16 protein-coding genes are annotated in these 24,317 nt (G+C 54.3%); 9 read left to right on the plus strand and 7 right to left on the minus strand.

The features are described from left to right. Positions 1–43 precede the first annotated feature (43 nt). The 3 genes from AC6I8B_RS19260 to AC6I8B_RS19270 all read left to right on the plus strand — a co-directional run bounded on the left by AC6I8B_RS19260 (position 44) and on the right by AC6I8B_RS19270 (position 4,952). A complete protein-coding gene (locus AC6I8B_RS19260) occupies positions 44–973 on the plus strand; it encodes a RepB family plasmid replication initiator protein (RefSeq protein WP_010246820.1) in 930 nt (309 codons plus the stop codon). A gap of 1,800 nt (positions 974–2,773) precedes the next feature. Continuing rightward, the gene (locus AC6I8B_RS19265) at positions 2,774–3,973 is read left to right on the plus strand and encodes an AAA family ATPase (protein ID WP_010246822.1); all 1,200 of its coding nucleotides are present in this window, start codon (positions 2,774–2,776) and stop codon (positions 3,971–3,973) included. 7 nt (positions 3,974–3,980) lie between these two features. Beyond that, the gene (locus AC6I8B_RS19270) at positions 3,981–4,952 is read left to right on the plus strand and encodes a ParB family protein (protein WP_010246824.1); all 972 of its coding nucleotides are present in this window, start codon (positions 3,981–3,983) and stop codon (positions 4,950–4,952) included. A gap of 1,143 nt (positions 4,953–6,095) precedes the next feature. Here AC6I8B_RS19270 and AC6I8B_RS19275 read toward each other — a convergent pair. From AC6I8B_RS19275 to AC6I8B_RS19290, 4 genes are read right to left on the minus strand one after another with little or no spacing between them, the layout of a single operon-like run. Continuing rightward, positions 6,096–7,106, minus strand: a complete 1,011-nt coding sequence (locus AC6I8B_RS19275) for a transketolase family protein (RefSeq protein WP_497817770.1) — start codon at positions 7,104–7,106, stop codon at positions 6,096–6,098. Position 7,107: 1 nt separating this feature from the next. Continuing rightward, entirely contained in the window at positions 7,108–7,950 is an 843-nt protein-coding gene (locus AC6I8B_RS19280) for a transketolase (RefSeq protein ID WP_033787213.1), read from the minus strand. A gap of 12 nt (positions 7,951–7,962) precedes the next feature. Then, the gene (locus AC6I8B_RS19285) at positions 7,963–9,261 is read right to left on the minus strand and encodes an MFS transporter (protein WP_157353296.1); all 1,299 of its coding nucleotides are present in this window, start codon (positions 9,259–9,261) and stop codon (positions 7,963–7,965) included. Between the two features lie 54 nt (positions 9,262–9,315). Then, positions 9,316–10,065: an SDR family NAD(P)-dependent oxidoreductase gene (locus AC6I8B_RS19290; protein ID WP_010246831.1), complete on the minus strand. Its 750-nt coding sequence runs from the start codon at positions 10,063–10,065 to the stop codon at positions 9,316–9,318. A 197-nt stretch (positions 10,066–10,262) separates the two neighbouring features. Here AC6I8B_RS19290 and AC6I8B_RS19295 point away from each other — a divergent pair, with 197 nt between their 5' ends. The 4 genes from AC6I8B_RS19295 (at position 10,263) to AC6I8B_RS19310 (ending at position 15,240) form a co-directional block, all read left to right on the plus strand. Beyond that, positions 10,263–11,165 (plus strand): LysR substrate-binding domain-containing protein, encoded by a 903-nt coding sequence (locus AC6I8B_RS19295; RefSeq protein ID WP_157353295.1) that lies wholly within the window; start codon positions 10,263–10,265, stop codon positions 11,163–11,165. A gap of 199 nt (positions 11,166–11,364) precedes the next feature. Further along, positions 11,365–12,816 (plus strand): sugar porter family MFS transporter, encoded by a 1,452-nt coding sequence (locus AC6I8B_RS19300; protein ID WP_022624569.1) that lies wholly within the window; start codon positions 11,365–11,367, stop codon positions 12,814–12,816. A 345-nt stretch (positions 12,817–13,161) separates the two neighbouring features. Further along, positions 13,162–13,722 (plus strand): lipid IV(A) palmitoyltransferase PagP, encoded by a 561-nt coding sequence (gene pagP / locus AC6I8B_RS19305; protein ID WP_010246837.1) that lies wholly within the window; start codon positions 13,162–13,164, stop codon positions 13,720–13,722. Positions 13,723–13,740: 18 nt separating this feature from the next. Beyond that, positions 13,741–15,240, plus strand: a complete 1,500-nt coding sequence (locus tag AC6I8B_RS19310) for an alpha/beta fold hydrolase (RefSeq protein WP_157353294.1) — start codon at positions 13,741–13,743, stop codon at positions 15,238–15,240. A gap of 39 nt (positions 15,241–15,279) precedes the next feature. Here the strand turns inward: AC6I8B_RS19310 and AC6I8B_RS19315 are convergent, their stop codons facing one another. Continuing rightward, on the minus strand, positions 15,280–16,134 hold the full coding sequence (locus tag AC6I8B_RS19315) for an aldo/keto reductase family oxidoreductase (RefSeq protein WP_157353293.1): 855 nt from the start codon (positions 16,132–16,134) through the stop codon (positions 15,280–15,282). A gap of 95 nt (positions 16,135–16,229) precedes the next feature. On the opposite strand from AC6I8B_RS19315, the gene AC6I8B_RS19320 reads away from it, so the two are divergent. Then, positions 16,230–17,192, plus strand: a complete 963-nt coding sequence (locus AC6I8B_RS19320; protein WP_033787206.1) for a LysR family transcriptional regulator — start codon at positions 16,230–16,232, stop codon at positions 17,190–17,192. Here AC6I8B_RS19320 and AC6I8B_RS19325 read toward each other — a convergent pair. Beyond that, a complete protein-coding gene (locus tag AC6I8B_RS19325; RefSeq protein WP_463357444.1) occupies positions 17,157–21,686 on the minus strand; it encodes an ATP-dependent helicase in 4,530 nt (1,509 codons plus the stop codon). The genes AC6I8B_RS19320 and AC6I8B_RS19325 overlap by 36 nt on opposite strands. A 112-nt stretch (positions 21,687–21,798) precedes the next feature. Continuing rightward, a complete protein-coding gene (locus AC6I8B_RS19330; protein WP_157353292.1) occupies positions 21,799–22,989 on the minus strand; it encodes an MFS transporter in 1,191 nt (396 codons plus the stop codon). 309 nt (positions 22,990–23,298) lie between these two features. On the opposite strand from AC6I8B_RS19330, the gene AC6I8B_RS19335 reads away from it, so the two are divergent. Next, positions 23,299–24,306, plus strand: coding sequence for a hypothetical protein (locus AC6I8B_RS19335; RefSeq protein ID WP_062759005.1), 1,008 nt, complete (start codon positions 23,299–23,301; stop codon positions 24,304–24,306). Positions 24,307–24,317: the final 11 nt, after the last annotated feature.

Genomic DNA, 24,317 nt, shown 5'->3' on the forward strand with positions numbered 1-24,317 from the left:
CAGAAAACGATCCCTTTCATCCACAGAATGAAGATCTTACGCCATGGCAGATAAAGACAACGAAAACAAAGCGTTACTTGAACCTTTTCTGTCAGTGACAAAAAACAGCGGTGAAGTTATTCAGCTTCATCCCAACAAGAATAATACCGTTCAGCCTGTCGCTTTAATGCGTCTTGGGCTGTTCGTGCCGACGCTGAAATCTACTGCACGCGGTAAATCCGGTGCGATGGCATCAACGGATGCGACGAAAGAGCTGAAGAATCTGACGCTGGTGAAGGCGGAAGGCTACGAAAAGATTACCATTACCGGCGCGCGGCTGGATATGGATAACGATTTCAAAACCTGGGCGGGTATTATTCAATCGTTTTCCCGCTATCCGACCAAAGGCGATACCGTCACGCTGCCGTTTATCGATTTTGTGAAGATGTGTGGCATTCCCTCTGCCAACTCTTCAGCTGCCCTGCGCAAGCGTCTTGATGCCTCTCTGCGCCGTATCGCGACCAATACGCTCTCTTTTGAAGGCAACGGCAAGGCCTATCACACCCACCTTGTTCAGTCTGCTTATTACGATCGCGAAAAAGATATTGTGCGCATCCAGGCCGACCCCAAGCTGTTCGAACTCTATAACTTCGACCACAAGGTCCTGCTTCAGCTCCGTGCAATATCCCGTCTGAAGCGTAAAGAGTCTGCGCAGGCGCTTTACACCTTCCTGGAAAGCCTGCCAACCAATCCGGCGCCTATCTCGCTTGCACGCCTGCGTATGCGCCTGAACCTCGGCTCTAAGACCACCACGCAGAACCATGTCGTGCGGCGCGCGATGGAGCAGCTGAAAGAGATCGGTTATCTGGATTACTCAGAAGTGAAGCGTGGCCGCTCAGTCTTTTTTATTATCCACAGCCGTACGCCTAAGCTTGATGGCATCAGTAATCTTGAGAGCATCGATTCGCTGGATGAGATCGAGTTTGATGATTAACCCCTCACGTTCACTGTAATCAGTATTCCTGCGTGGCAGTGTCACTTTCTGCGTCACCGGTGACATTGCGCCATCCACTCTTCATTCACTGTAATCAGTACTCCCCAGGGATTCACTGTGATCAGTAACGTTCACTGTAATCAGTAACCGGGCCGCCGTGCAAAAGTGTGTTCAGACCCTACCCCCCTTCAATGCACCTGATAACAAGGGCTTATAAGTAAGTTAGTGCTTACTCTCATATTGGTTAGCACTCAATTATACTGTGTTTACTGATTACAGTGAATGCCCTGACTTCGGTTGGCTAAGCCTCTCTCTGCTGATTACAGTGAATCCTTTTTACTGACTACAGTGAATGCCTTTGCTCTGCCCTGTTCTCAAAGAGCATTACTGGCTGGCCAGCAAATCAGGGTTGGATGCGGTTTACCATGAGGGGTCTGCTCAGCGTGATTCACATGATACGTATGACCTGAATGACACACGTAACCATAGAGAACAGCGTGACACTGTTACTGATTACAGTGAATGTTTGCTGATGGGCGCTACCCTCGCCTCACCATTGAATCTCTTTAACGGCTTTCCGAATCGCTACTGATTACAGTGAATGTTGTTGCCAGATGCCCGGTCTGAGGCGAGTCATAACTGCCATGGCGGGATGCTAATCTTGTACTGATTACAGTGAACGTTCTGCTGATTACAGTGAATGTTTGCTGCGGTGTACCTGAAGGCATCGTGCATTCTACTGATTACAGTGAACGTTAAAGTGAACCTGCTGACGGCATTGCTGATGTATACGATACGGGGCTGGTGCATGACTGGCTGAAGGGCGACAGAAGAAGCCGTTGCTCGCAAGGTCTGGTCACTTCATGACTCACGACCACGTCGGCACACACTGATGCAGAACAGAATCGCCTCTGTCTACTTACTGCTATCAACTGACTCATATTACGACCCCGTCGGCACGCCCTGATTCAGAACAGAATCGCTTCTGTCTACTTACTGCTGACTACTGACTACAGTGAATGTTTGCGCGGTTGTTCTCCTTCTAATGCCTCTTCTGTTTGTGATGTTACTGACTATAGTGAATGTTTACTGCTTTCTGGATTTACTGATTACAGTGAACGTTTATGGGCTTTACGCTTCTGTATCGCAGACCAGAGTCGGTTGTGACGTTGCCGGTGTATATTCCCTCTCCAGATTCCGATGCTTTTATCATCCGCTGAGGATTTTTCAACCCATCCTTACTGACTACAGTGAACGTTTACTCTGCCCTGCTCCCTCTTCTGGCTCCTGATCGGCAAGTTTACTGATTACAGTGAACGTTGCTCTTCACAGAGCTGAACACGTAAAACGCTACTGACTATAGTGAATGTTGAAGTGATGCAGTGGCAAAGATCAGCACTGCAACCTGCAGTCACTGCCTGAAATCCATTTATCAATGTATCCATCGCTCTTTCGCCTGCTCCATAACGTCACCGAAAGAGACACAAGCTTTACTGACTACAGTGAACGTTTGATCTCAAGGTTCGTCTTCTATGTTTTCCCCTTTCACGCTCAATGTACCCGGTTTGTATGATGATTTTTAAACCTGTTTGCTCACTACAGTGAATGTTCTGCTGATTACAGTGAATGCTGACCGCAATTAACCTGCAAAAGTATATTCGGCCAGACGAAATAATGTGATGAAGCTCACCAAAACCCGTGTGGTTACATAAAAACGGAGATTATGTTGAGAAGATAATTTATTGCCTCACGTGCAGGATTTCTGTATAAAGTCATAAATCCTACATGTTTGGAGCAACTATGGCTAATGATGACAAGCAGGTGATGAAGGTTGCGCAGCGTTCAGAACGCATGCTGCTAAGCCTCACCGAGCAAATTCAGGCGCAAAAGCAGGAACTGCATGAAAATACCTACTATCAGGTCTATGCCAAAGCGGCGCTGGCAAAGTTGCCCAAACTGACCCGAGCCAGTGTGGATTACGCAGTCAATGAGATGGAAGAGAGCGGTTATCAATTTGATAAACGTGCGGCCGGTTCTTCCGTTAAATATGCTATGTCGATTCAGAATATTATCGATATCTATCATCATCGTGGCGTGCCCAAGTATCGCGATCGCCATAGTGACGCTTACACCCTGTTTGTCGGTAATCTGAAGGGCGGCGTCTCCAAAACGGTTTCAACCGTCTCTCTGGCACATGCGCTACGTGCACATCCCCATCTGCTTTTTGAAGATTTGCGCATCCTGGTTATCGACCTTGATCCGCAGTCCTCAGCAACCATGTTTCTGAACCACGAGCGCTCCGTCGGGCTGGTGGAAGCGACTGCGGCGCAGGCAATGCTGCAGAATGTCTCACGAGATGAGCTGGTCAACGAGTTTATCGTTCCGTCGATCATTCCGGGTGTGGATGTGCTGCCAGCATCGATTGATGACGCCTTTATCGCCTCAAGCTGGGATCAGCTTTGTGCTGAGCATCTTCCGCAACAGAACGTTCACGCCGTGTTGTATGACAACGTTATTGCCAAACTGAAAAAAGATTATGACTTTATCTTTATCGACAGCGGCCCGCATCTTGATGCCTTCCTGAAGAATGCGATTGCAGCGTCAGATCTTCTGATGACTCCGGTGCCACCGGCTCAGGTAGACTTTCACTCGACACTAAAATACCTGACACGTCTTCCGGAACTGATTGCGATTATCGAAGACTCCGGCGCGACCTGTCGGCTGCAGGGTAATATTGGCTTCATGTCGAAGCTCTCCAATAAAGCAGACCACAAACTCTGTCATAGCCTGGCAAAAGAGATTTTTGGTGGCGACATGCTTGATGCTGCCCTTCCCCGCCTTGATGGTTTCGAACGTTGTGGCGAATCTTTTGATACGGTTATCTCCGCCAATCCTTCGACCTACGTCGGCAGCAGCGAAGCGTTGAAGAATGCACGATCCGCCGCAGAGGACTTTGCAAAAGCCGTCTTCGACCGTATCGAATTTATTCGCCTGAACTGAGGTTTGTATGAGCGCAAAAAGAATTACGATTGGCAGAACCTTCAGCCAGACTCCCTTGGAAAATGACACGCCAGACAGCCAGCACAACCAGACATTCGTTCTGGCAACGGGCAAACGCGCGTTGTTTCGTTTTGAACGCATTGCCGCCAGCGACGTTGAAAGCAAAACGTTTGTCACAATGGAAACCAACGGTCGCGATCAGGCAGGCCTGACACCTGATTCGCTGCGTGACATTATCCGGACCATTAAGCTGCAGCAGTTCTTTCCCGCTATCGGCGTGATGCGCGATGACCGCATCGAAATCCTCGATGGCTCACGTCGTCGGGCAGCCGCACTCTACTGCAAAACCGGCCTGGACGTGCTGATCACTGACGCGGCCATCACCGCTGATGAAGCCCGCCGACTGGCGCAGGATATTCAGACGGCACGGGAACACAATCTGCGCGAAGTGGGGATGCGTCTGTTAACACTTAAAGACGGCGGTTTGTCGCAGAAGGAGATTGCTGAAAATCAGGGTTTGTCCCAGGCAAAAGTGACGCGTGCCCTGCAGGCCGCCAGCGTTCCGTCAGATTTGATCTCACTTTTTCCTAATCACGCTGAGCTGACCTATCCCGACTATAAAGCGTTGTTACAGGCTGCTGACAAGTTGAGTGAGTCCGGGCAAAGCGTTGAAGCTCTGATCAAATCCATTTCAAGGGAAATTGATGTGGTCTGTGCCCGTGAAGGTCTGGCCGAGGACGAGCTTAAAAATCATATTTTGCGTCTGATTCGACAGGGTAGCCAGACTCTGATCAAAGAACCGGAGAAAGATAAAACTCAGGCGACTGCGCTCTGGTCTTTTGCGGATAAAGATCGCTTCGCCCGCAAAAAGGTACGCGGACGGATGTTCAGTTATGAATTTAACCGGCAGTCGAAAGAGTTGCAGGAAGAGCTGGATAAAGTTATTGCGGAGACCCTGAAAAAATATCTCAACCGTTAACGTATATGCACTCAAATCAGCCAGCGATAAACGCTGGCTTTTTTTTCGATTTTTGTAGCGAGTCGTCGTTAAAAGAGATGGCGGACACCCAAATTTCAGGCTGAAATCGCCAGATTTTTAAGTGTGAATTCCTGCTTAAGATATTGAAATATAATAAATTGCTTTATTATCTCTTGCTGAAAAACTGCATGAAATCGCCACTTCGCTGAACTCTTTCGCCAGATACCTAGGCCCCTTCCAAACCGCACAGGTCACTATAAACAGAGATAACGTTTTTCGTCTGATGCTATCGTTGATGAATCTCATCGCCGTCAGCGCGCATCCGACGGTCAGAATATTGCAAGTAATGATTTTCCGGGGCTGGTTCATTAGTGACCAATCAACCCCCACTGAACCTCAGTAACAGCGTACCGGCTTCACACACTCCGCTAAACCCTCTGCCTGGCCTTTCTCCAAACATTAGCCCGCCAGCGATATTTCGTGATTAACTGTTTGTTTTTAATATAAAAGATGCAAGAATTTCAGCCTGAAATCGCCATGCCTGCAGTTAAACGCTCCCTCGTTTCAGGCCTGAGGGCGAACGGATAAGATCAGAAAAGAGGCGTATCTTGAGAGCAGTAAAGTCCTGAACAGAGAGTGAAAAAAGATACTCAGAAACTATCCCTCACTTATCCACAGAAAAAGTGGATAACTTTTTCTGCGCAATAAAATTTTTTGAAGAGGTGCGATACAAGATGCAGCTTTGGCAGGGAACTCCATTAAAACCTGATCAGCGGAAAACGGTTGTCATAGTCTGTTCATAACGGAAAGTTAGCAGCCCGGCATCAGATTCACTGTATTGGGTAAAGCAGATGAAATCGGCAGCTTACGGACGAAGAGCCCCTATCGGCCTACCTGATAAAAGGCGATGGCTCACTGCACTGCTGTTTACAGTGAATTGCGAGAAATAACGTCTGTATGGCATTGAACCGGGTTATAAGTGGCTGTTATCAGCATACAGCGTAGTTGCTGATGCGCAGAGAGTGCTGACCACTGCAATCAGTAATCAGACCGATGTGAAGTGACGTAATGCAATGATGATCTTCCACGGCAGCAGCGAACCTATGCAGAAGAAAACCGGGCCAGGCCCGGTTTTGATATGAATCAGGCTTCAAGCCAGGCGGTGATTTGCTTAACCATGGCATCCGTTGAGATGCCATAACGGTCATGCAGCGTCGGTAGTGCGCCTGCTGCAAGGAAAGCATCCGGCAGCGCAATCTGTTTAAAGCGCGGTGTCACATGGTTTCGCATTAACAGGCCGGCAATAGCTTCGCCTAAGCCACCGGTTATCGAATGATTTTCAGCGGTGATAACCAGCTGGTTATGATGCAGTGCTACTCCCGCCTCACGCAGGATGGTCTCTTCATCCAGAGGCTTAATCATGGGTGAGTGAACCACACCGACCTCAATCCCCTGCTTCTCCAGCGCTTCAGCGGCCTCAAGCGCCCGCATGGTCATCAATCCGCTGCTGATAATAACGGCATGCTTACCGCCGCGCAGGCGCTGAGCCTTACCGTGCTGATAGCGATAGTCATATTTATCCAGCACCAGCGGAACCTTACCGCGCAGCAGGCGCAAATAGACCGGACCCTGATGTTCAGCGATAGCCGGTATCACCTGGCTAATCTCCAGTGCATCGCAGGGATCGATGATAGTCAGGTTCGGCATGCCACGGAAGATTGCCAGGTCATCAGTCGCCTGATGACTCGGTCCATAACCGGTGGTCAGGCCCGGCAGTGCGCAGGCGATTTTAACGTTCAGATTCTCTTCGGCGATGGCCATGCAGATAAAATCATAAGCGCGGCGGGAAGCAAAGACGGCATAAGTGGTGACAAAAGGCATAAAACCTTCACGCGCCATACCTGCTGCGGCGCTCATCAGTAACTGTTCCGCCATGCCCATCTGAAAAAAGCGTTTCGGAAAAGCCTCTGCGAACAGGTGCAGATCGGTGTATTTACTTAAATCAGCCGTCAGACCGACCACATCTGAGCGCTGCTCTGCCAGAGAGACCAGGGCATGTCCAAAAGGAGCTGAAACCGTGGGCTGGCCTTCAGCGGCGATCGAGGCGATCATGGCGGATGTGGTCAGACGTTTTTTTTGCGGTTGTGAACTCATCTCAGACTCCTTGCTCAAGTGCTGTCAGGGCTTTGTCCCACTCATCGGCATCGACCCGAATAAAGTGGGTTTTCTCACGACTTTCCAGAAACGGCACCCCTTTGCCCATTCGGGTATCGCAAATGATGACGCGCGGCTGGGGTTCGGGCCAGCTGCGAGCTGCATCAAAGGCGGCCTGCAAAGCAGAGATATCGTTGCCATCAACCCGCTGGGTGTACCAGCCAAAAGCCTGCCAGCGATCCACTATGGGTTCAAAAGCGAGAATCTCACTGCTATGGCCGTCAGCCTGCTGATTGTTGACGTCGATAAGGGCGATCAGGTTATCAAGTTGCCAGTGTGAGGCGGACATTGCCGCTTCCCATGTAGAGCCTTCATTCAGTTCACCATCTGAAAGGAGGTTATAGACTCGTGCCTGCGAGCCTTTCTGTTTCAGCCCCAGACAGGCACCCACGGCAATACCTAAGCCATGACCCAGTGAACCGCCGGTTATTTCCATGCCTGGGGTATAGGCAGCCATGCCGGACATCGGCAAGCGGCTCTCATCAGTCCCATAGGTTTCCCTTTCCTCTTCAGGTATCACGCCTGCTTCCAGCAGGGCGGCGTAAAGGGCGATAGCGTAATGGCCAATCGACAGATAGAAGCGATCGCGGTCTTCCCACTCAGGTTGATCCGGCCGGTAATTCATGGCGTGGAAATAGCTGACAGCAAGCAAATCGGCGGAACCCAGCGCCTGACCGATATATCCCTGCCCCTGAATCTGGCCCATTAATAAGGCATGGCGGCGAATATTGGTGGCTCGTTGCTGCAATGAGAGCACGTGTGAAGCGTGACGAGAGTCAGTCATATTACCTCCTGATTAACGATTAACGTCCGCTGCCCGGATGCGCAGCACGCATAGCGCGCCACCCAGCAGGACGGCAGCAATAAAGTACATTCCGGAAGCGGGCGTACCGGTTGCGGTGGTGATGGTGCCTATCAGCCACGGTGAGAAAAAACCGGCCAGATTAGCAATGCAGTTCACGGCGGCGATGCCTGCGGCGGCAGAGACGCCACCTAACAGATTGGTCGGCAACATCCAGAACAGCGATGAGGCGGAAAGAATGCCCGCAGCGGCAATACAAAGGGAGAGCAGTGACAGGGAAACGCTATGGCTCAGCAGAGTTGCCAGCGTCAGTCCGGTGAGTCCGATCAGCATTGGAACAATCAGATGCCAGCGGCGTTCACGATAGCGATCGCCACTGCGCCCGGCCAGCAGCATAAAGATAATGGCGCAGAGGTAAGGCAGACTGGTCAGCAGCCCAATATGCAGCGGTTCACTGACGCCTGAGTTTCTCACCAGCGTCGGTAACCAGAACGTCAGGGCGTACTGACCCATCACCACACAGAAGTAGATCAGCGCCAGCAGCCACAGACGACGGTCGGCGACAAAGGCTTTTACCGTGCCATGACAGGCTTTCTGCTGATTATCCTCGTCCAGATCGGCACGCACGCGGCGTTTATCATCTTCATCCAGCCACTCTGCCTGTTCAACGCGATCCTTCAGAACCAGCAGTACCACTAATCCCATAATAAGAGTGGGGATAGCTTCCAGCATAAACATCCACTGCCAGCCTGCCCATCCGTGAAAGCCTGCAAAGGTCGCCATAATCCAGCCGGAGAGCGGGCCGCCAATCATCCCAGAAAGTGGAATGGCGACAAACCAGAGCACGGTCATACGCGCGCGACGGTGTGATGGAAACCAGTAGGTCAGGTAGAGCAGTAAACCTGGCGCAAGACCGGCCTCGGCGACGCCGAGCAGAAAGCGCAGCAGGTAGAACTGCCATGCGGTTTCTACAAAGGCGAACAGGGCTGAGATGATTCCCCATGTGATCATAATGCGGGCAATCCAGCGGCGTGCGCCGACACGGTGCAGGATCAGGTTACTCGGCACCTCAAAGAAGAAGTAGCCGATAAAAAAGATCCCGGCACCCAGTCCATACACGGTTTCGCTGAGTGACAAATCATCCATCATCTGTAATTTAGCGAAGCCCACATTGACGCGATCAAGATAGGCGCAGAGATAACAGAGCATCAGCCAGGGCATCAGGCGCCAGGCAATTTTGCGATAGGTGATATCGCGCGCAGCAGAGGCTGCGCTCAGATTAAGCGTGGTCATGGTGTTCACTCCCGAGGTTAGCCCGCCAGGCGTGCGGGCAGGGAAGGGCGCTATTTAATGGATCAGCATGCCGCCGTTCACATCCAGCGTGATGCCGGTGAGATAACCGGAGAGATCGCTGGCGAGAAACAGCGCAGCGTTGGCGACGTCACTGGCGGACCCAAGGCGGCCGAGCGGAATTCCGTCGAGAATGGCGTGGCGGCGTTCATCCTGTAACAGGCCACCAGTGATGTCCGTCTGGATCAGACCGGGCGTCAGGGCATTAATGCGTATCTGGTCAGGGCCAAATTCGCGCGCCATCGCTTTAGTCAGGCCCAGAACGCCCGCTTTAGCGGCACTGTAGTGCGGGCCGCCGAAAATCCCGCCGCCGCGCTGTGCTGAGACCGAGGACAGGCAGACGATGCTGCCGCCTTTCTGCTGCTGCATGGTGGGGATCACCGCCTGAGACATCAGCAGCGTGCCGCGCAGATTGACATCAAGAATACGGTTGTAATCCTCGATGCCGATTTCCAGTGTTTTAACCGGCTGAGTAATACCTGCATTGTTGACCAGCACATCAATACGGCCGAAGTGCTCAAGAACCTGGTCGATGGCACGACGAACAGAGAGGGGATCGGTCACATCGGTGGCCAGGCCGAGATGCCCCTCACCACAAGACTGTGCGCTGGCCTGGGCGGCCTGCAGATCTAAATCGAGCACCACCACGCGCGCACCATGCTGAGCAAAACAGGCGGCTGTAGCCCGGCCAATGCCGCGCTGAGAGGCGGCACCTGTAATAATCGCAACTTTGTTTTCGAGTAACATTGTCCACTCCAGAAAAATAATTATTAGTGGTTCGGTATCGCTACCGGCAGGGTCACGATCAGAATTGATAAAGCGGCTAATATTGGCAATGCAAAAAAATTCATTTGATGCTGAATGAATTTGTTGGTTTGATGCAGTTAACAATTCTGCGATTTAAAAATGGGCACACATCACAAAATTCCAGTGTGGAGAGGCGGATGGAAAAGCAGTCTGATCACTTACCTTCGATTAAATCACTGCGGGTTTTTGAGCAGGTGGCCCATTTTGGTAATGTCGCGCGTGCGGCCGAGGAATTAAGTATTACGCCTTCGGCGGCCAGTCATCAGCTGGCAAAACTGGAGCGTGAACTGGGCTGTATTCTGTTTAATCGTTCGGCAAAGGGCGTAGTGCTGACGCTGTCGGGTGAGCATTACCTCAGGGAGATTGGTCCGATACTGCTGAGTCTGACGCAGGCGACTGCACGCATCAGTAACGAGAAAGCCCGCAGCAACCTCAGGATCCACTGCGCGCCCAGTTTCGGTCTGCTGTGGCTGTTGCCGCGCATCCATAAATTTCGCGACAGCTATCCCGAGTTCCAGCTCACGCTCTCCTGCTCTTACGAGAATTTATCTTTCAGCCGCGACAATATTGATATTGCGATACGCCATGGATTCCCGGACTGGAACTCATTCGAGATTAAAACGATCCGCCCCGAAAGAATGTCGGTGCTGGCCTCGCCTGAGTATCTGAAAAAACATCCTGTTAATCAGGCCGCTGATTTAATTCATCATGCGCTGATATTATCGGAGTCGCCGCTTATTCAGTGGCCGCAGTGGTTTGCTTCTCAGCAATTACCTCAGCCAGATAAAGAGTGGTTATTTCGCTTTGATCGCTCTTATATGAGTCTTGAGGCGGCGATGTTAGGCCACGGTCTTATATTTGAAAGTGAATTGCTGGCGGAGGATTATCTGCGCAGTGGAAAACTGGTCAGAGTCTTGTCCGAACAGGAGAGTCTGCCCGTCAGCGCCCATCATCTGGTCTTCCCGCGTGGATTTGCCCAGTTTCCCCGCGTCGCGCATTTCCTGAGCTGGATCCAGCAGGAACTGAAAGTGTTAACCTAATGTTAAAATAACTTTCACGACGTCATTATTGCGCTGGTTTATTTATCCGGTTAACTATCCCTGTTATAAAAATCGCATTGCTAAAGCTAACTTTTAAATACCGTCTACACTTCTTTACCCACTCGGTAAATATGTTCCATTTCTATTCCGTATGAAATTTAATCAAACGGATGTTTAACTAATTAATGGCAGGGATATTATGAGTACGAATACACCAGACTCTGGTGAAGCGGGCGATCACGCGCCTGCGGATACGGTACGCCAGCGCATTTTTTTAGTGGTACTGGTTGCCACTATGGGCGCGCTGGCTTTTGGTTATGACACCGGGATTATCTCGGGTGCATTACCCTACATGACCTCACCACCCGATCAGGGTGGACTTGGACTGAACTCATTCACTGAAGGGCTGGTAGCCTCTTCGCTGGTGTTCGGTGCCGCGATCGGCTCTTTCCTGAGTGGTTTCTTCTCTGACCGGTTTGGCCGGCGTATTACACTACGCAGCCTGGCGGTTATTTTTGTGCTGGGTTCACTGGGAACAGCGCTGGCGCCTTCTGTCAACGTCATGGTGGCAATGCGCTTCCTGCTGGGGATTGCTGTCGGCGGCGGTTCCTCTACCGTGCCGGTTTTTATCGCCGAAATTGCCGGACCGCGCCTGCGTGCGCCGCTGGTCAGCCGCAATGAGCTGATGATCGTTACCGGACAGCTCATTGCTTATGTTGCCAGTACGCTGCTGAGCTATCTGCTGCATGATGAGCACCTGTGGCGCTATATGCTGGCAATTGCCATGGTACCGGGTCTTTTGCTGTTTATCGGCACGTTCTTCGTTCCCGCCTCTCCACACTGGCTGGTCGCGGAAGGGCGTCTGAAAGAGGCTAAAAAGATCCTGAAGTATCTGCGTGAAACGCCGCGTGAAGTGCGCCATGAGATGGCGCAGATGAAGAAGCAGGCGAGGGCGGCGGAACGTGGGCCGGATGCGAAAACCCTGATCCGTGAAAAGTGGGTGATTCGCCTGATGGTTATCGGCGTCGGTCTGGGCTTTGTCGCCCAGTTCACCGGGGTAAATGGTTTTATGTATTACACCCCGATCATCCTTAAACAGACCGGACTTGGCACCAGCGCCTCGATTGCCGCGACCATCGGTAACGGCGTGGTCTCAGTGGTGGCGGCGATTGTAGGTATCTGGGCGGTTAGTCGCTTCCCGCGCCGGACGATGCTGATTACCGGCCTGTGTCTGGTGGTCGCTTCGCAGATTATGCTGGGCAGCGTGATGACCTTTATCGCTCCCAGCCTTATGCAGAGCTACCTCGCCCTGGCCTGTATTCTGCTGTTCCTGTTCTGCATGCAGATGTGCATCTCCCCGGTCTACTGGCTGATGATGTCGGAACTGTTCCCGATGCAGTTGCGCGGCGTGTTAACCGGCGGCGCTGTCTCACTACAGTGGATCTTCAACGCGATAGTCGCCTTTGGTTTTCCACCGATAATGGAATATGCCGGCAGCACCACCTTCTTTATCTTTGCCGCGATTAATGTCGGGTCGCTGATCTTCGTGATGGCGATGGTGCCAGAGACGCGGGGCAAAAGCCTGGAAGAGATTGAGTCACACATGAAAGAGAAGTTTGGTGAAAAGCCAAAAGAGGCTGAAGCCTCCTGAGTCTCCCACCGGATTCAGCCCACCGGCTGAATCCGGTTTTACCTCCTTATCGCCTTATCTTGTTACCTCCTTATCTTCTTACTAACCGTTGCACCGCATTTCCCCGTCCTTATCCTCACTAAGTACCATCAGACAACATTCACTGTAATCAGCCATTTTTCCTCGATTAATTTCCATACAGTTCTGGCGATTTCAGGCTGAAATCGCCAGAAACTGACTTAATGAACTGTCGTTATTGTCTTCAGAAATCCCCGGTTAAGCGAAGCATGACCGCTGACAAAGATTGCCTCAGGCTCTGCGCTATACTCATTTTTCATCTGCTCCGCACGCTGACCGGTACGCACTATGAAAATTTCAACCACGACGGCAGTTTTTGCCGCATTGCTGACTGCTGCGCCATTGCATGCTGAAAACACACCAATCTCCTCCTGGTGGAATGGATTCACTGACGATGTTGCGCAGACCTGGAACGCGCCTCAGCATACCGATCTCTACCTGCCATTTATCAGCTGGCACGCCCGCTTTATGTACGACAAAGAAAAAACCGATAACTATAACGAGAATCCCTGGGGAGGCGGTCTGGGCATTTCCCGCTACAGCGACAGCGGCAACTGGAGCGCGCTTTATGCAATGGCTTTCAAAGACTCACACAATGAGTGGCAGCCGATTGTCGGTTATGGCTGGGAGAAGGGCTGGTATCCTGGTTCGAATCAGGACTTTCGTCTTGGCGCGGGATTAACCGCCGGTATCACTGCACGCGAAGATTTTGGTAACTATATTCCGCTACCGATTATTCTGCCGCTGTTCTCTGCCGGTTATAAGGCGCTGAATGTACAGTTCACCTATATTCCGGGCACGTACAATAATGGCAACGTGCTGTTCGCGTGGTTTCGCTATGCATTTTAATTTTTCAGGAAAGGATTTATGACCCGGAGGTGGAAAACCGTCACCCGCAGGCTCTGGCGTCTTGCGATTGTGTCTGGAGTATTGTTACTGCTGCTACTGATTATTCGAATCTATGAAGCGGAGCGCGGGCCGGAGTTACATCGCTGGCACACCTGGGTCCCGCATGAACTGACAGTGGAACAGCTTGATAATGCGACCTATGCTGACTACCTCAAGGCCGAAAATCATCTGTTCGACGAGATGAAGCAACAGGTCAGTGACCGACTGGATGCGGAAGAAAAAACGCCACTCAACCGATACTATGCTGGCAGCATGATCTATCCGGGGCATTTCGCGCAGGACTTGAACCGTTCCTATATTCTGCAACCGACGGGCAGGCCGCGCGGTGCGGTAGTGCTGTTACATGGACTGACCGACAGTCCTTACAGTCTGCGGCATGTGGCAGAGGCTTACCGTCAGCAGGGTTATGTGGCGGTGGCGATACGGTTACCGGGTCACGGTACGGTGCCTGCGGGTCTGACCGATGTTGACTGGCAGGACTGGATGGCCGCCACACGCCTGGCGGTGCGGGAAGCGACCCGGCTGGCGGGCACGCAGACGCCGCTGCATCTGGTGGGTTTCTCGAACGGCGGGGCGCTGGCGGTAAAATATGCGCTCGACAGCCTGGGCGATCACACGCTGCGTCGTCCGCAGCAATTGATTCTGTTATCGCCGATGATCGGTGTGACTCGTTTTGCCCGGTTCGCAGGTGTTGCCGGGTTGCCCTCTGTTTTCCCTGCCTTTTCGAAAACGGCCTGGCTGAATATCGTGCCGGAGTTTAATCCGTTTAAATACAACTCTTTTCCGGTTCACGCTGCCCGGCAGACCTATTTGCTAACGCAGGCGCTGCAGAAAGAGATCCTGCAATATGCGCGTAATCAGCAGCTCTCCGGTTTCCCGCCCGTGCTAACCTTTCAGTCGGTCATGGATTCCACCGTCAGTACGCCTTCGGTCATCCGCTCGCTCTATAATTATCTGCCAGTGAACGGCAGCGAACTGGTGCTGTTCGATATCAATCAGGCGGTCAGCGTCAGTCCGTTATTCCGCCACTCCTCATATACCGCGGTTAATCAGCTGTTGCCTGCGGCGCGTCGGAATTACTCATCCACGGTGATCACCAATGCCTCCGCCACCTCGCTGGAAATGGTGACAAAAAACGTTCCCGTGGGAGAGATGCAGGAACGGATTCAGCCGCTGGCAATTGCCTATCCTGCGGGTCTCTACTCGCTGTCGCACGTTGCGATTCCGTTCCCGGCCGAGGATGGGTTATATGGCAGTGCGCCCGCGCAGAAGAATGAGTTTGGTATCAGTTTTGGGACGTTGTCACTGCGCGGCGAGAGTGCAGTGCTGATTGTCGGGCTGGACTCAATTATGCGCGCCACCTCTAACCCGTTTTATCCTTATATGATTAACCGAATCGATCACCACATCAGTTGTAGCGACAAGCCGCAACTTGCGGCCTGCCTCAGCAGTTTCTGAATCAGTACAGCATCAGGCCCGCATCGTGCGGGCCTGATGTTAAATAGCGTTCAGCTTTTCCATCACATCATCCGACAGTTCCAGGCTGCCGCTGGCAAGATTCTCTTTAAGATGTTCCGGGGAAGAGGTGCCTGGAATCAGCAGAATATTTGGCGATCGCCGCAGCAGCCACGCAAGTGCGACCTGCATCGGCGTGGCATTCAGGGATGCAGCCACTTCATTAAGCTGATCCGACTGCAACGGAGAGAAGCCGCCCAGCGGGAAGAACGGCACATACGCAATTCCCTGCTGCGCCAGCTGATCCACCAGCTCATCATCCTGTCGATGCGCCAGGTTATACATATTCTGCACGCAGACAATCGGCGTCATCGCCTGAGCTTCTGCGATCTGCGTGGCGGTAACGTTACTCAGGCCAATATGGCGAATCAGTCCGCGTGCCTGTAACGCCAGCAGCGCCTCCAGTTGTGGCTTCAGAGAGCCTTCTTTCGGCCTGGCCGGATGCAACATACTGCGCAGGTTCACCACTTCAATCACATCCAGCCCCAGGTTGCACAGGTTATCTTCAACTGCCTGCGTCAGCGCCTCTGGCTCCATCGACGCCAGCCAGCCGCCTTTGGCGTCGCGTCGGGCACCCACTTTGGTGACGATGCAGAGATCCTGCGGATAGGGATGTAGCGCCTTTTTAATCAGCTGGTTGGTTTCGTGCGGACCGTAAAAATCGCTGGTGTCGATATGATTAACGCCTGCCGCGACAGCGTCGCGCAAAACCCGGATTGCCCGGGCTTCATCTTTTACCGGGCCGAACACGCCCGGCCCGGCCAGTTGCATTGCGCCGTAGCCGATACGGTTAACTTCACGATCGCCTAACGTAAAAGTCATGGTGGTGTTTGACATGAAAACCTCCTGCGTGAATGTAGATCAATTGTAACGGTGATTCAGCTGTGCAACTATCCGGTGAAATCAGGACAGACTGTACGGGGTGATGCACAATGGCGATCGATATGGCGCTGCTGGATGCCGTCGTGGCGGTGGCAAAAGCGGGAGGGTTTAGGGAAGCGGCACGCGTCACCGGCAGCAATGCGTCACGCCTGAGCGATGCGGTACGACGGGCGGAACAACAGCTGGGCATTCGTCTGTTTCACCGCACCACTCGCACCGTGGTGTTAACCGAAGCGGGCAGGGCGCTGATGGAACGTCTGCTGCCCGCGATCAATGAAGTTAACGCCGCGCTGGATGCGGTTAATCGCTACCGTAACACCCCTGGTGGCACGCTGCGGCTGAATGTGCCGGTCAGTGCTACGCGGCTGGTACTGCCCGCGCTGGTGCCGGAATTTTTGCAGCGTTATCCCGACATCCGGCTGGAAATTGTGGCGGAGAGCAGCGTGCAGGATGTCTTTCGTGACGGTTGTGACGCCGGGATTCGTTATGATGAGCGGCTGGAGCAGGATATGGTGGCGATGCCGATTGGCCCCAGACAGCAACAGTTCGCGCTGGCGGCTTCTCCGGCTTATCTGGCAGAACATGGCCGACCGGAACATCCGCGCGACCTGATCCATCATCGCTGTCTGCGTGGCCGTTATGCCAGCGGCATCATGGCTGACTGGACCTTCAGCCACGAGGGCGAAGAGATCAGCGTTGAAACCAGCGGGCCGCTGGTGGTTTCGGTCGGTGGCGCAATGGATCTGGCGGTGGAGGCGGCCATCGCCGGAAGCGGCGTGATATATCTGTTTGACGAGTGGCTCAGGCCAGCCCTTGACAGCGGCAGGCTGGAACCGCTGCTGCAACCCTGGTGGCTGACTTTCTCCGGTCCGTGGCTCTATTACAACGATCGCCGCCTGATCCCCGCCCCGCTTCAGGCATTTATCGACTTTGTGCGCGAAAAAAACGGACGCGAAAAAAACGGGCGCGAAAACAACTCAGCTATACCAGCTAAACCCCTGTGGCACCCGTGAAAATCCGGCATGTCGCAACGCGTTAAGCAGCGGGGACCGCGAAACCGGTTCACCATCTACCTTCTCAAGCGTGAAACTCGCGGGCTTTTCACGCTTCAGTGCCAGGCCCAGCGCCGCCACCGCGACCTGCTGCAGCGCGGGATCGTCGATGAATGTCAGCAACTCTTTGCCTCCGGGCGTCAGATAAAGCACCAGCGCGCCGCCTGCAATCACCACGCGGCCCCCCTGACGGCGTGTCGGGCGGATGCCGCTGGCGTGAAGCGGCCAGCTCAGCAACGCGCCAAACGGATTCGCCGGGTCCGGTGCGGCCAGCGCCACCGCCTCTGTCGCGGTCAGCGGCTTTTCTGCCAGCTCCCGCAGCCGCTCAATGGTGTTATGGTCGGCAAACTGCGCGCCACCCGCACCAGCGACAAACCGGCCACGCAGCAATCGTCCGGCATCTTCCATGCTGCGTAATACCGGCTGTAACGCCGGGAATCCTCCGGGGATCTGCTCCGATATCGCGCTACCCCGGCTGATCACCCCATAACGGTCGAGAAGATTTTCCACCATCGACAGGGCCAGCCGGGCAGGAGCAACCTCCTGTCGGTTAACCCGCGACCAGCGACCAGCCAGCGTGTTGACCGCCGGTCGGCGTGCAGAAAGTGCGCCCGGGGTGAAGCGCTGACCAAAACGGGTGCGCAGGGTACGCGCGGGACGTGAACGGGGGGCGCCTGGCGTGGTCAGCAGCCCACGCACCGCAATCCAGCTATCGGCAGTGACATAGCCCTGCCACACCAGTTGCCACAGGGCAGCATAAATATCGGTGGTTTGCGTCTCTGCCTCGTCCATCTGTGCCATGATCTCATGAACAAACCACGAGCCACCCCGGCTCAATGCGTCGAGAGTCGCCTGCTGAATCGGCGTCAGAGGCTGTGTGGTGTCAATCACCGGCAGTGTTTCAGCGGCATATTCCGTGAGGTGCAGCGAAATCAACCCATCATTCTGACCCAGCGCTTTATGTCCGCACCAGGTAACCTCGCCACTGGCTAACAGTTCATCGAGCATCGCGGGCTGATAGTCGGCTATCCTGGCGCGCAGGATTTGTGACTCCCACAGCGAGGCCGGTAGCGGCACGCCCGCAAGTTGCTCAACTACCCGCAACAGCCCGTTAACCCCGTGATGCTCTTCACGCTGCGTGTTAAGCACACCGTGACGCTCCAGCAGCAGGTTGATCCAGGCGGCAGGTGGAACAGGCCGGGTTGCTTCACGTGCTGATTGCAGTGAACGTAAGCGTAACCGTTTGAAGATCTCTGTGGAAACCCACTCCGTATCCGATGCGCCCTCTGGCGAACCCATATTGAGCAGGTTGCCCTGCTGATGCAGGGAGAGCAGCACCTCATTCACAATGGCGATACCCAGACCAAAATACGTGGCCAGCTGTCGGGCAGTGAACAGGGTATGGGTTCGGGCGTAGCGGTTAATGAGATCGCGTAGCGGATCGGCCTGCGGCTCCAGAAATGTTTCGGGCAGATCGTCAGGCAGTACAACGGCCAGTGCATCGCGCAGGCGGGCTGCATCTTCAATGATCGCCCAGCGCTCTTCACCGGCAAGGGTGACCGTAATCATTCGCTGCGCGGCAGCGAACTGCGTTATGGCTTCCGCGATCTGCTGGGCGTTGCCACTGAAACGTGCCGCAATACCGGCAACCGGGAGCGGGCCAAGATCGCGCAGCAGATCGATAATGCCTTCGGCGTGTTGTGCCTGATAGCGGGAATCAATGCGCTGCAGTTCCTGTTCAACCTGCTCAACGACGTCAGGTGCCAGCAAATCACGCTTGCTGGTCTGGCCGAGCAGCTCACCCAGCAGGTTACTGTCGAGCGCCAGCAGTGAGGCGCGCCGTTCTGCCTGAGGGGCGTCGCTGGCGTAAATAAACTCTGCAACATAGCCAAACAGCAGCGGCGCGGCAAAAGGGGAGGGCTGTTCGGTCGTCACCTCGACCAGCTTTACCTTTCCCTGTGCCATCTGTTCCATCAGCTGGTGCAGGGCAGGCAGATCGTAGACATCCTGCAGACATTCGCGTGCGGTTTCGATAAGGATGGGGAAATCGTCATACTGTCGTGCAACTTCCAGCAACTGACCGGCGCGCAGCCGCTGCTGCCAGAGCGGCGAACGTTTGCCCGGATTACGCCTCGGCAGCAGCAGAGCGCGTGAGGCACATTCACGGAAGCGGGCGGCAAACAGCGCCGACTGACCGACACTCTCAGTGACCTCCCGGGTCAACTGGTCGGCGTCGAACATAAACAGGTCAGCGCCGGGTAACACTCCCTCGCTGGCGGGAAAGCGGGCCACGATGCCGTCATCGCTGGCCGCAACAGAAGCATCAATGCCCAGGCGTTGCTGGATTCGGGCGGCAATCGCCAGCGCCCAGGGCGCATTGACCCGCTTTCCCCAGGGCGAATGCAGGATCACCCGCCAGTCGCCGATTTCGTCACGGCAGCGTTCGATCAGCAATGTGCGATCGTCCGGCAGTACGCCGGTCGCGGTGCGTTGTTCAGCCAGCAAAGCCAGCAGATTCGTGACTGCGCGGGCATCCAGCCCCAGCGCGCGCAACTGCTCCTGCGCGTCTACCGGTGAAGCCGCACTCAGATGACGCAGAAACAGCCCGAGGCTGGCACCCGATTCAGCCGTGCGGCCCACACCTTCTCCGCGCCAGAAAGGCAGACGAGCCGGACGACCTGGCGCAGGAACCACCAGTACCTGGTCGTGGGTAATCTGCTGAATCCGCCACGACGTTGCGCCCAGGGTAATAATGTCATTGACCCGCGACTCATAGACCATCTCTTCATCCAGCTCGCCGACACGACGTGAGCCAGCCTGCTCTTCGCCTTCCGGCAGAATGACGCTGAACATGCCGCGATCGGGAATGGTGCCGCCGCTGGTCACGGCCAGATGCTGAGCGCCGGGTCGCGGCGTCAGCAGTCCGCTCTGACGATCCCACACCAGCTGCGGCCGCAGCTGAGCAAAAGCGTCTGAGGGAAACTTACCCGCCAGCATATCGAGCGTGGCATCAAACAGCCGACGCGACAGAGTGCGAAACGGATCGGCCCGACAGACCTGCGCATACCAATCATCGACCTGTAAGGGATCCATTGCGACGGCCGCCAGGGTTTGCTGCGCCAGGATATCGAGCGGGTTACGCGGCGGAGCCAGCGCATCGAGCTGGCCCGCACGCATCGACTGCAATATGACGGCCGAATCCAGCAGATCGCGCCGGGTGCGCGGAAACAGGATGCCGGTTGATACGCCGCCAACCTGATGTCCGGCGCGTCCCACGCGCTGCAGTGCGCTGGCGACTGAAAGCGGTGCGCCCACCTGGATCACCAGATCCACCGGCCCCATATCAATGCCCAGTTCAAGACTGGAAGTCGCCACTACGCAGCGCAGTCTGCCCAGCTTCAATGCGGCTTCAATCTCGCCTCGCTGCTCCTTCGAGACGGACCCGTGGTGCGAGCGGGCAATAAGATCGTCACTGTCGTCCGGTTCTGCATCCCGTTCGCCAGCGGTTGTCTGCTGCGCCAGATAACGCGCATTGAGCCGCGCAGTCAGCTTTTCCGCCAGGCCACGCGAATTCACAAACACCAGCGTGGCGCGATGGGACATGACCTTCTGCAGAATGCGCGCTTCAATGTGCGGCCAGATCGAACCGCTGGCAGAGGTGGCTTCCCCGGTCAGGTCATCGGGGCTGGCGATATCGGTCATATCTTCGACCGGAACCTCGATGGTCAGGTGCAGCGTCCGATCGGCGGCCGGATTAACGACCTGAACGGGCTGACAGCCGCCAAGGAAGGCGGCGACCCGCTCAACCGGCCGTACCGTAGCGGAAAGCCCGATACGCTGGGCGGGCTGTGGCAGCAGCGCATCCAGCCTCTCCAGGCTCAGCGCCAGCTGGGAACCCCGCTTCGATCCCGCCACCGCATGCACCTCATCGACGATGACCGTGGTCACGCCCTGCAGCGTTGTTCGCGCTTTTGAGGTCAGCATCAGAAACAGTGATTCGGGTGTGGTGATCAGGATATCGGGCGGGCGGCGCACCAGCCTGGCGCGCTCTGCACCGGGCGTATCGCCTGATCGCATTCCGATATTCAGAGTGATCTCTGGCTCATTCAGCGCCTGCCGCTCAGCGTAAACGCCTGCCAGCGGCAGATTAAGGTTGCGCTGTACGTCCGCGGCCAGCGCTTTAACCGGTGAAATATAGAGAATGCGAGTGGTCGTTTCACTTGCAGGTGAGGGCTGGGTGGTTCGGAACTGAAACAGCGTGTCGATGGCGGTGAGGAAGGCCGCCAGCGTCTTCCCTGAACCGGTCGGGGCGATCACCAGCGCATGTTCTCCGCTGGCTATCGCCTGCCATGCCGCCTGCTGCACCGGCGTGGGTGCAGCAAAGGTGGCAGAAAACCAGCGTCGTGTGGCGGATGAGAACCGGGCTAAAACCGCATCAGATTGGGATTTCGACATCATACTCACGGTATCACGCAGCAACTGCGCCTGAAATTAATCCGTTGAGTGTAAGTGAAAATTGCCGTTTGTGGATGACGCGGCAGATATCTGGCCGCGTCGGGCGGATTTATTAACTGGCCGCTCCGGCTAAAGCGCGACCTCTGATCGCCAGCAGCGACACCAGTGCCAGCACGATGATAGTCATGCCATAGAACCAGGCGGTCTGGTTCAGCCCGATATGGGGCGCTGCCATTCCGGCGGCAATCGCAGGCAGGGCAAAGGCGAGATAGCTTTTGATCAAAAAGGCGGAGAACAGTCCGGCGCGTTCATGACTTTCAGCTAACTGCATAATGATCTTCAGCACGCTGGAGAAAATCGATCCAAATCCCTGACCCGCAATGGCAGTGCCGAGATAGAGCCAGGCCACGCTGTGCAGAGAAAGGCCCGCAAGAGTGACGCTGACGCCCGCTATCAGCATCAGCGTACCGATAACTAATGCCCGCGCAGGCGGTAACGGGCGAAAGAGAAATACTGCCGCCGTTGCGCTCAGCATCAGCGTCGCTACAATCGAGCCGCCGATAAAAGGCGATGTCAGGCCGGTTGCGTTCGCCACCATTGAGGGCATCAGTGAAAGGTAAAATCCGCCCAGCATCCAGGTTGCGATATTAACCGGCGTCACCATTAACAGCGGGCCCAGCGCGCGTCGCGGTATGCTGACCTGAGGTCGCAGTGCGGCCAGAACACCCGGCTGAGGCGCAATGGTTTCTGGTATTAGCGGCAACAGCGCCATGGCAACCAGCATCAGTATCAGCAGCAGCGCGTAAAGCGTCACCGTGGGAAAGGGCGCAAAGGTGACCAGTATGCCGCCCGCCAGCGTGCCCAGCGTCATCCCCAGAAAGGCGGTGAATGAGTTCAGCAGTGGCCCACGGGTTTTACTGGCGTCAATCAGGCTGGCACCAAAGGTCGGCAAGGCAATACCGGTAGCAAAGCCCTGCACCAGCCGGGCGGCGATTAAGGTGGTGGCAGAGTTGGCAGTCATAAAGATCACCAGCGCGATCGCATTGATCGCCAGCGCCAGCAGCATCAGGGGACGGCGGCCGGTATAGTCGGACACTTTACCCACCGTCAGCAGCGCGGCCAGCAACGCGAAAGCATAGGCGCCAAAGATCAACGTCAGCATGGTCGGCGTCAAATGGAATAGGCTGCGATAAAGTGGGTAGAGCGGCGTTGGCGCACTGCTGGTGGCGGAGATCAGCGCCGCACCGGTAAAACTGAAAAGCGTGGTGCGGGCAGCAGCCTGAGGCGTCAATGTGGGATTCATGGAAATCACCTTAATGCAAAGTATTAGCTTTTAATAAGGTATACGTCTATCTGTACCTTAATGCAATATCTTTGCTTTAACGTTTATTGCGGTGGGGCTGAAGGCGTGTCTGAGAGTTTGTAACGGTGAGAGCTCTTCAAGGTGTTACGTCTGCTTTTTGACAGAGGCAAGCCTTTTATCAGGATATTTGATGTACTGACCCTCTACTGACGGGAGTTCATGTGCTGGCAGAGGCACGTTGACTTTGGGCCACCGTGACTTTATAGATAAGCTCAAACCTTTATAAATTTAATTTGGGGAAAAGGGCGCATGCTATTGCAGGAAAGCCTTAAACAGGAAGTTACTGAAGCAGTCAAAAAATCACTCACCTTCGATATTTTTTATCAGAGAATACGGCCTGATATATCAGCTTTCGTGGCTGCAACGTCACAACTGCCATTGAAAAGTCTTGATGACTGGGAGCGATTAATACGCTGGCAGATTGACTCATCTTTTTATACATCAGGTTATAAACGGACAGGTGCTGAGATCCAGCAGGTGGGTTCTCTCAGGTGGATGGACTTATGTCATGCAGATGGTTTTCGGCGGGAACGCGCATTACGAACATTATCAGTTGGTGCACCCAACAGTTTTTTATTTGCCTTAGCCGTCAGAAGGTTAAATGATTGGGTTCCTCAGGTGAGAGAAGCCGCCCGTGAAGCACTTCCCTCAATCGCAGCAGCTTCTGACCCGGAAGTTATCGTGGATGTCTTGTTTATAACGCTTCCCTATTGGACCTCATGGGGAAGAGCGGGTGAGAAGGAACACGAGGTGCTGACAGACATTATTTCAATGGAGAACGTCACTGCCTCTCTGAAAAAAAGACTTATCTGCACTTCTTCGGGGCCTGCTGCAACTGTCTTTACCCAAGCAGGACGCACGTCAGTATTAGATAATTTTCTGTCTGAGATTGCTGAATCCTCCATTCAGCCCTCACTGCGTGCGAAGGCGTACCGCTGCCTGTTCGAAGGCAAAATTATCTGGTCCGAGGGGATGGAATGGAAGTGGATTGATAAAGCCTTTGGCGTACGACGGCGTGTACCTGTTTTAAATGAAAAAACAATAGCCGTTTCCAGGCCTTTTATTGATATCTTAAGGATGGCCATACTTGACCGCTCACCGATGGTACGGCGTATAGCCGGAGAAATGCTGATTAAAGAATTAGAAAATATATGTGATGAAGCCTTTTCCATGGCCACTCAACTGGCTTCCGATATATCAGAATCTGTAGCGGAACGAGGAAGGTTTGCACTGGTCTGCTTAAAAAAGGATAAGTGAGGCTTTAATTA

Source organism: Pantoea sp. X-Soil-ISGK-285 (assembly GCF_059730815.1).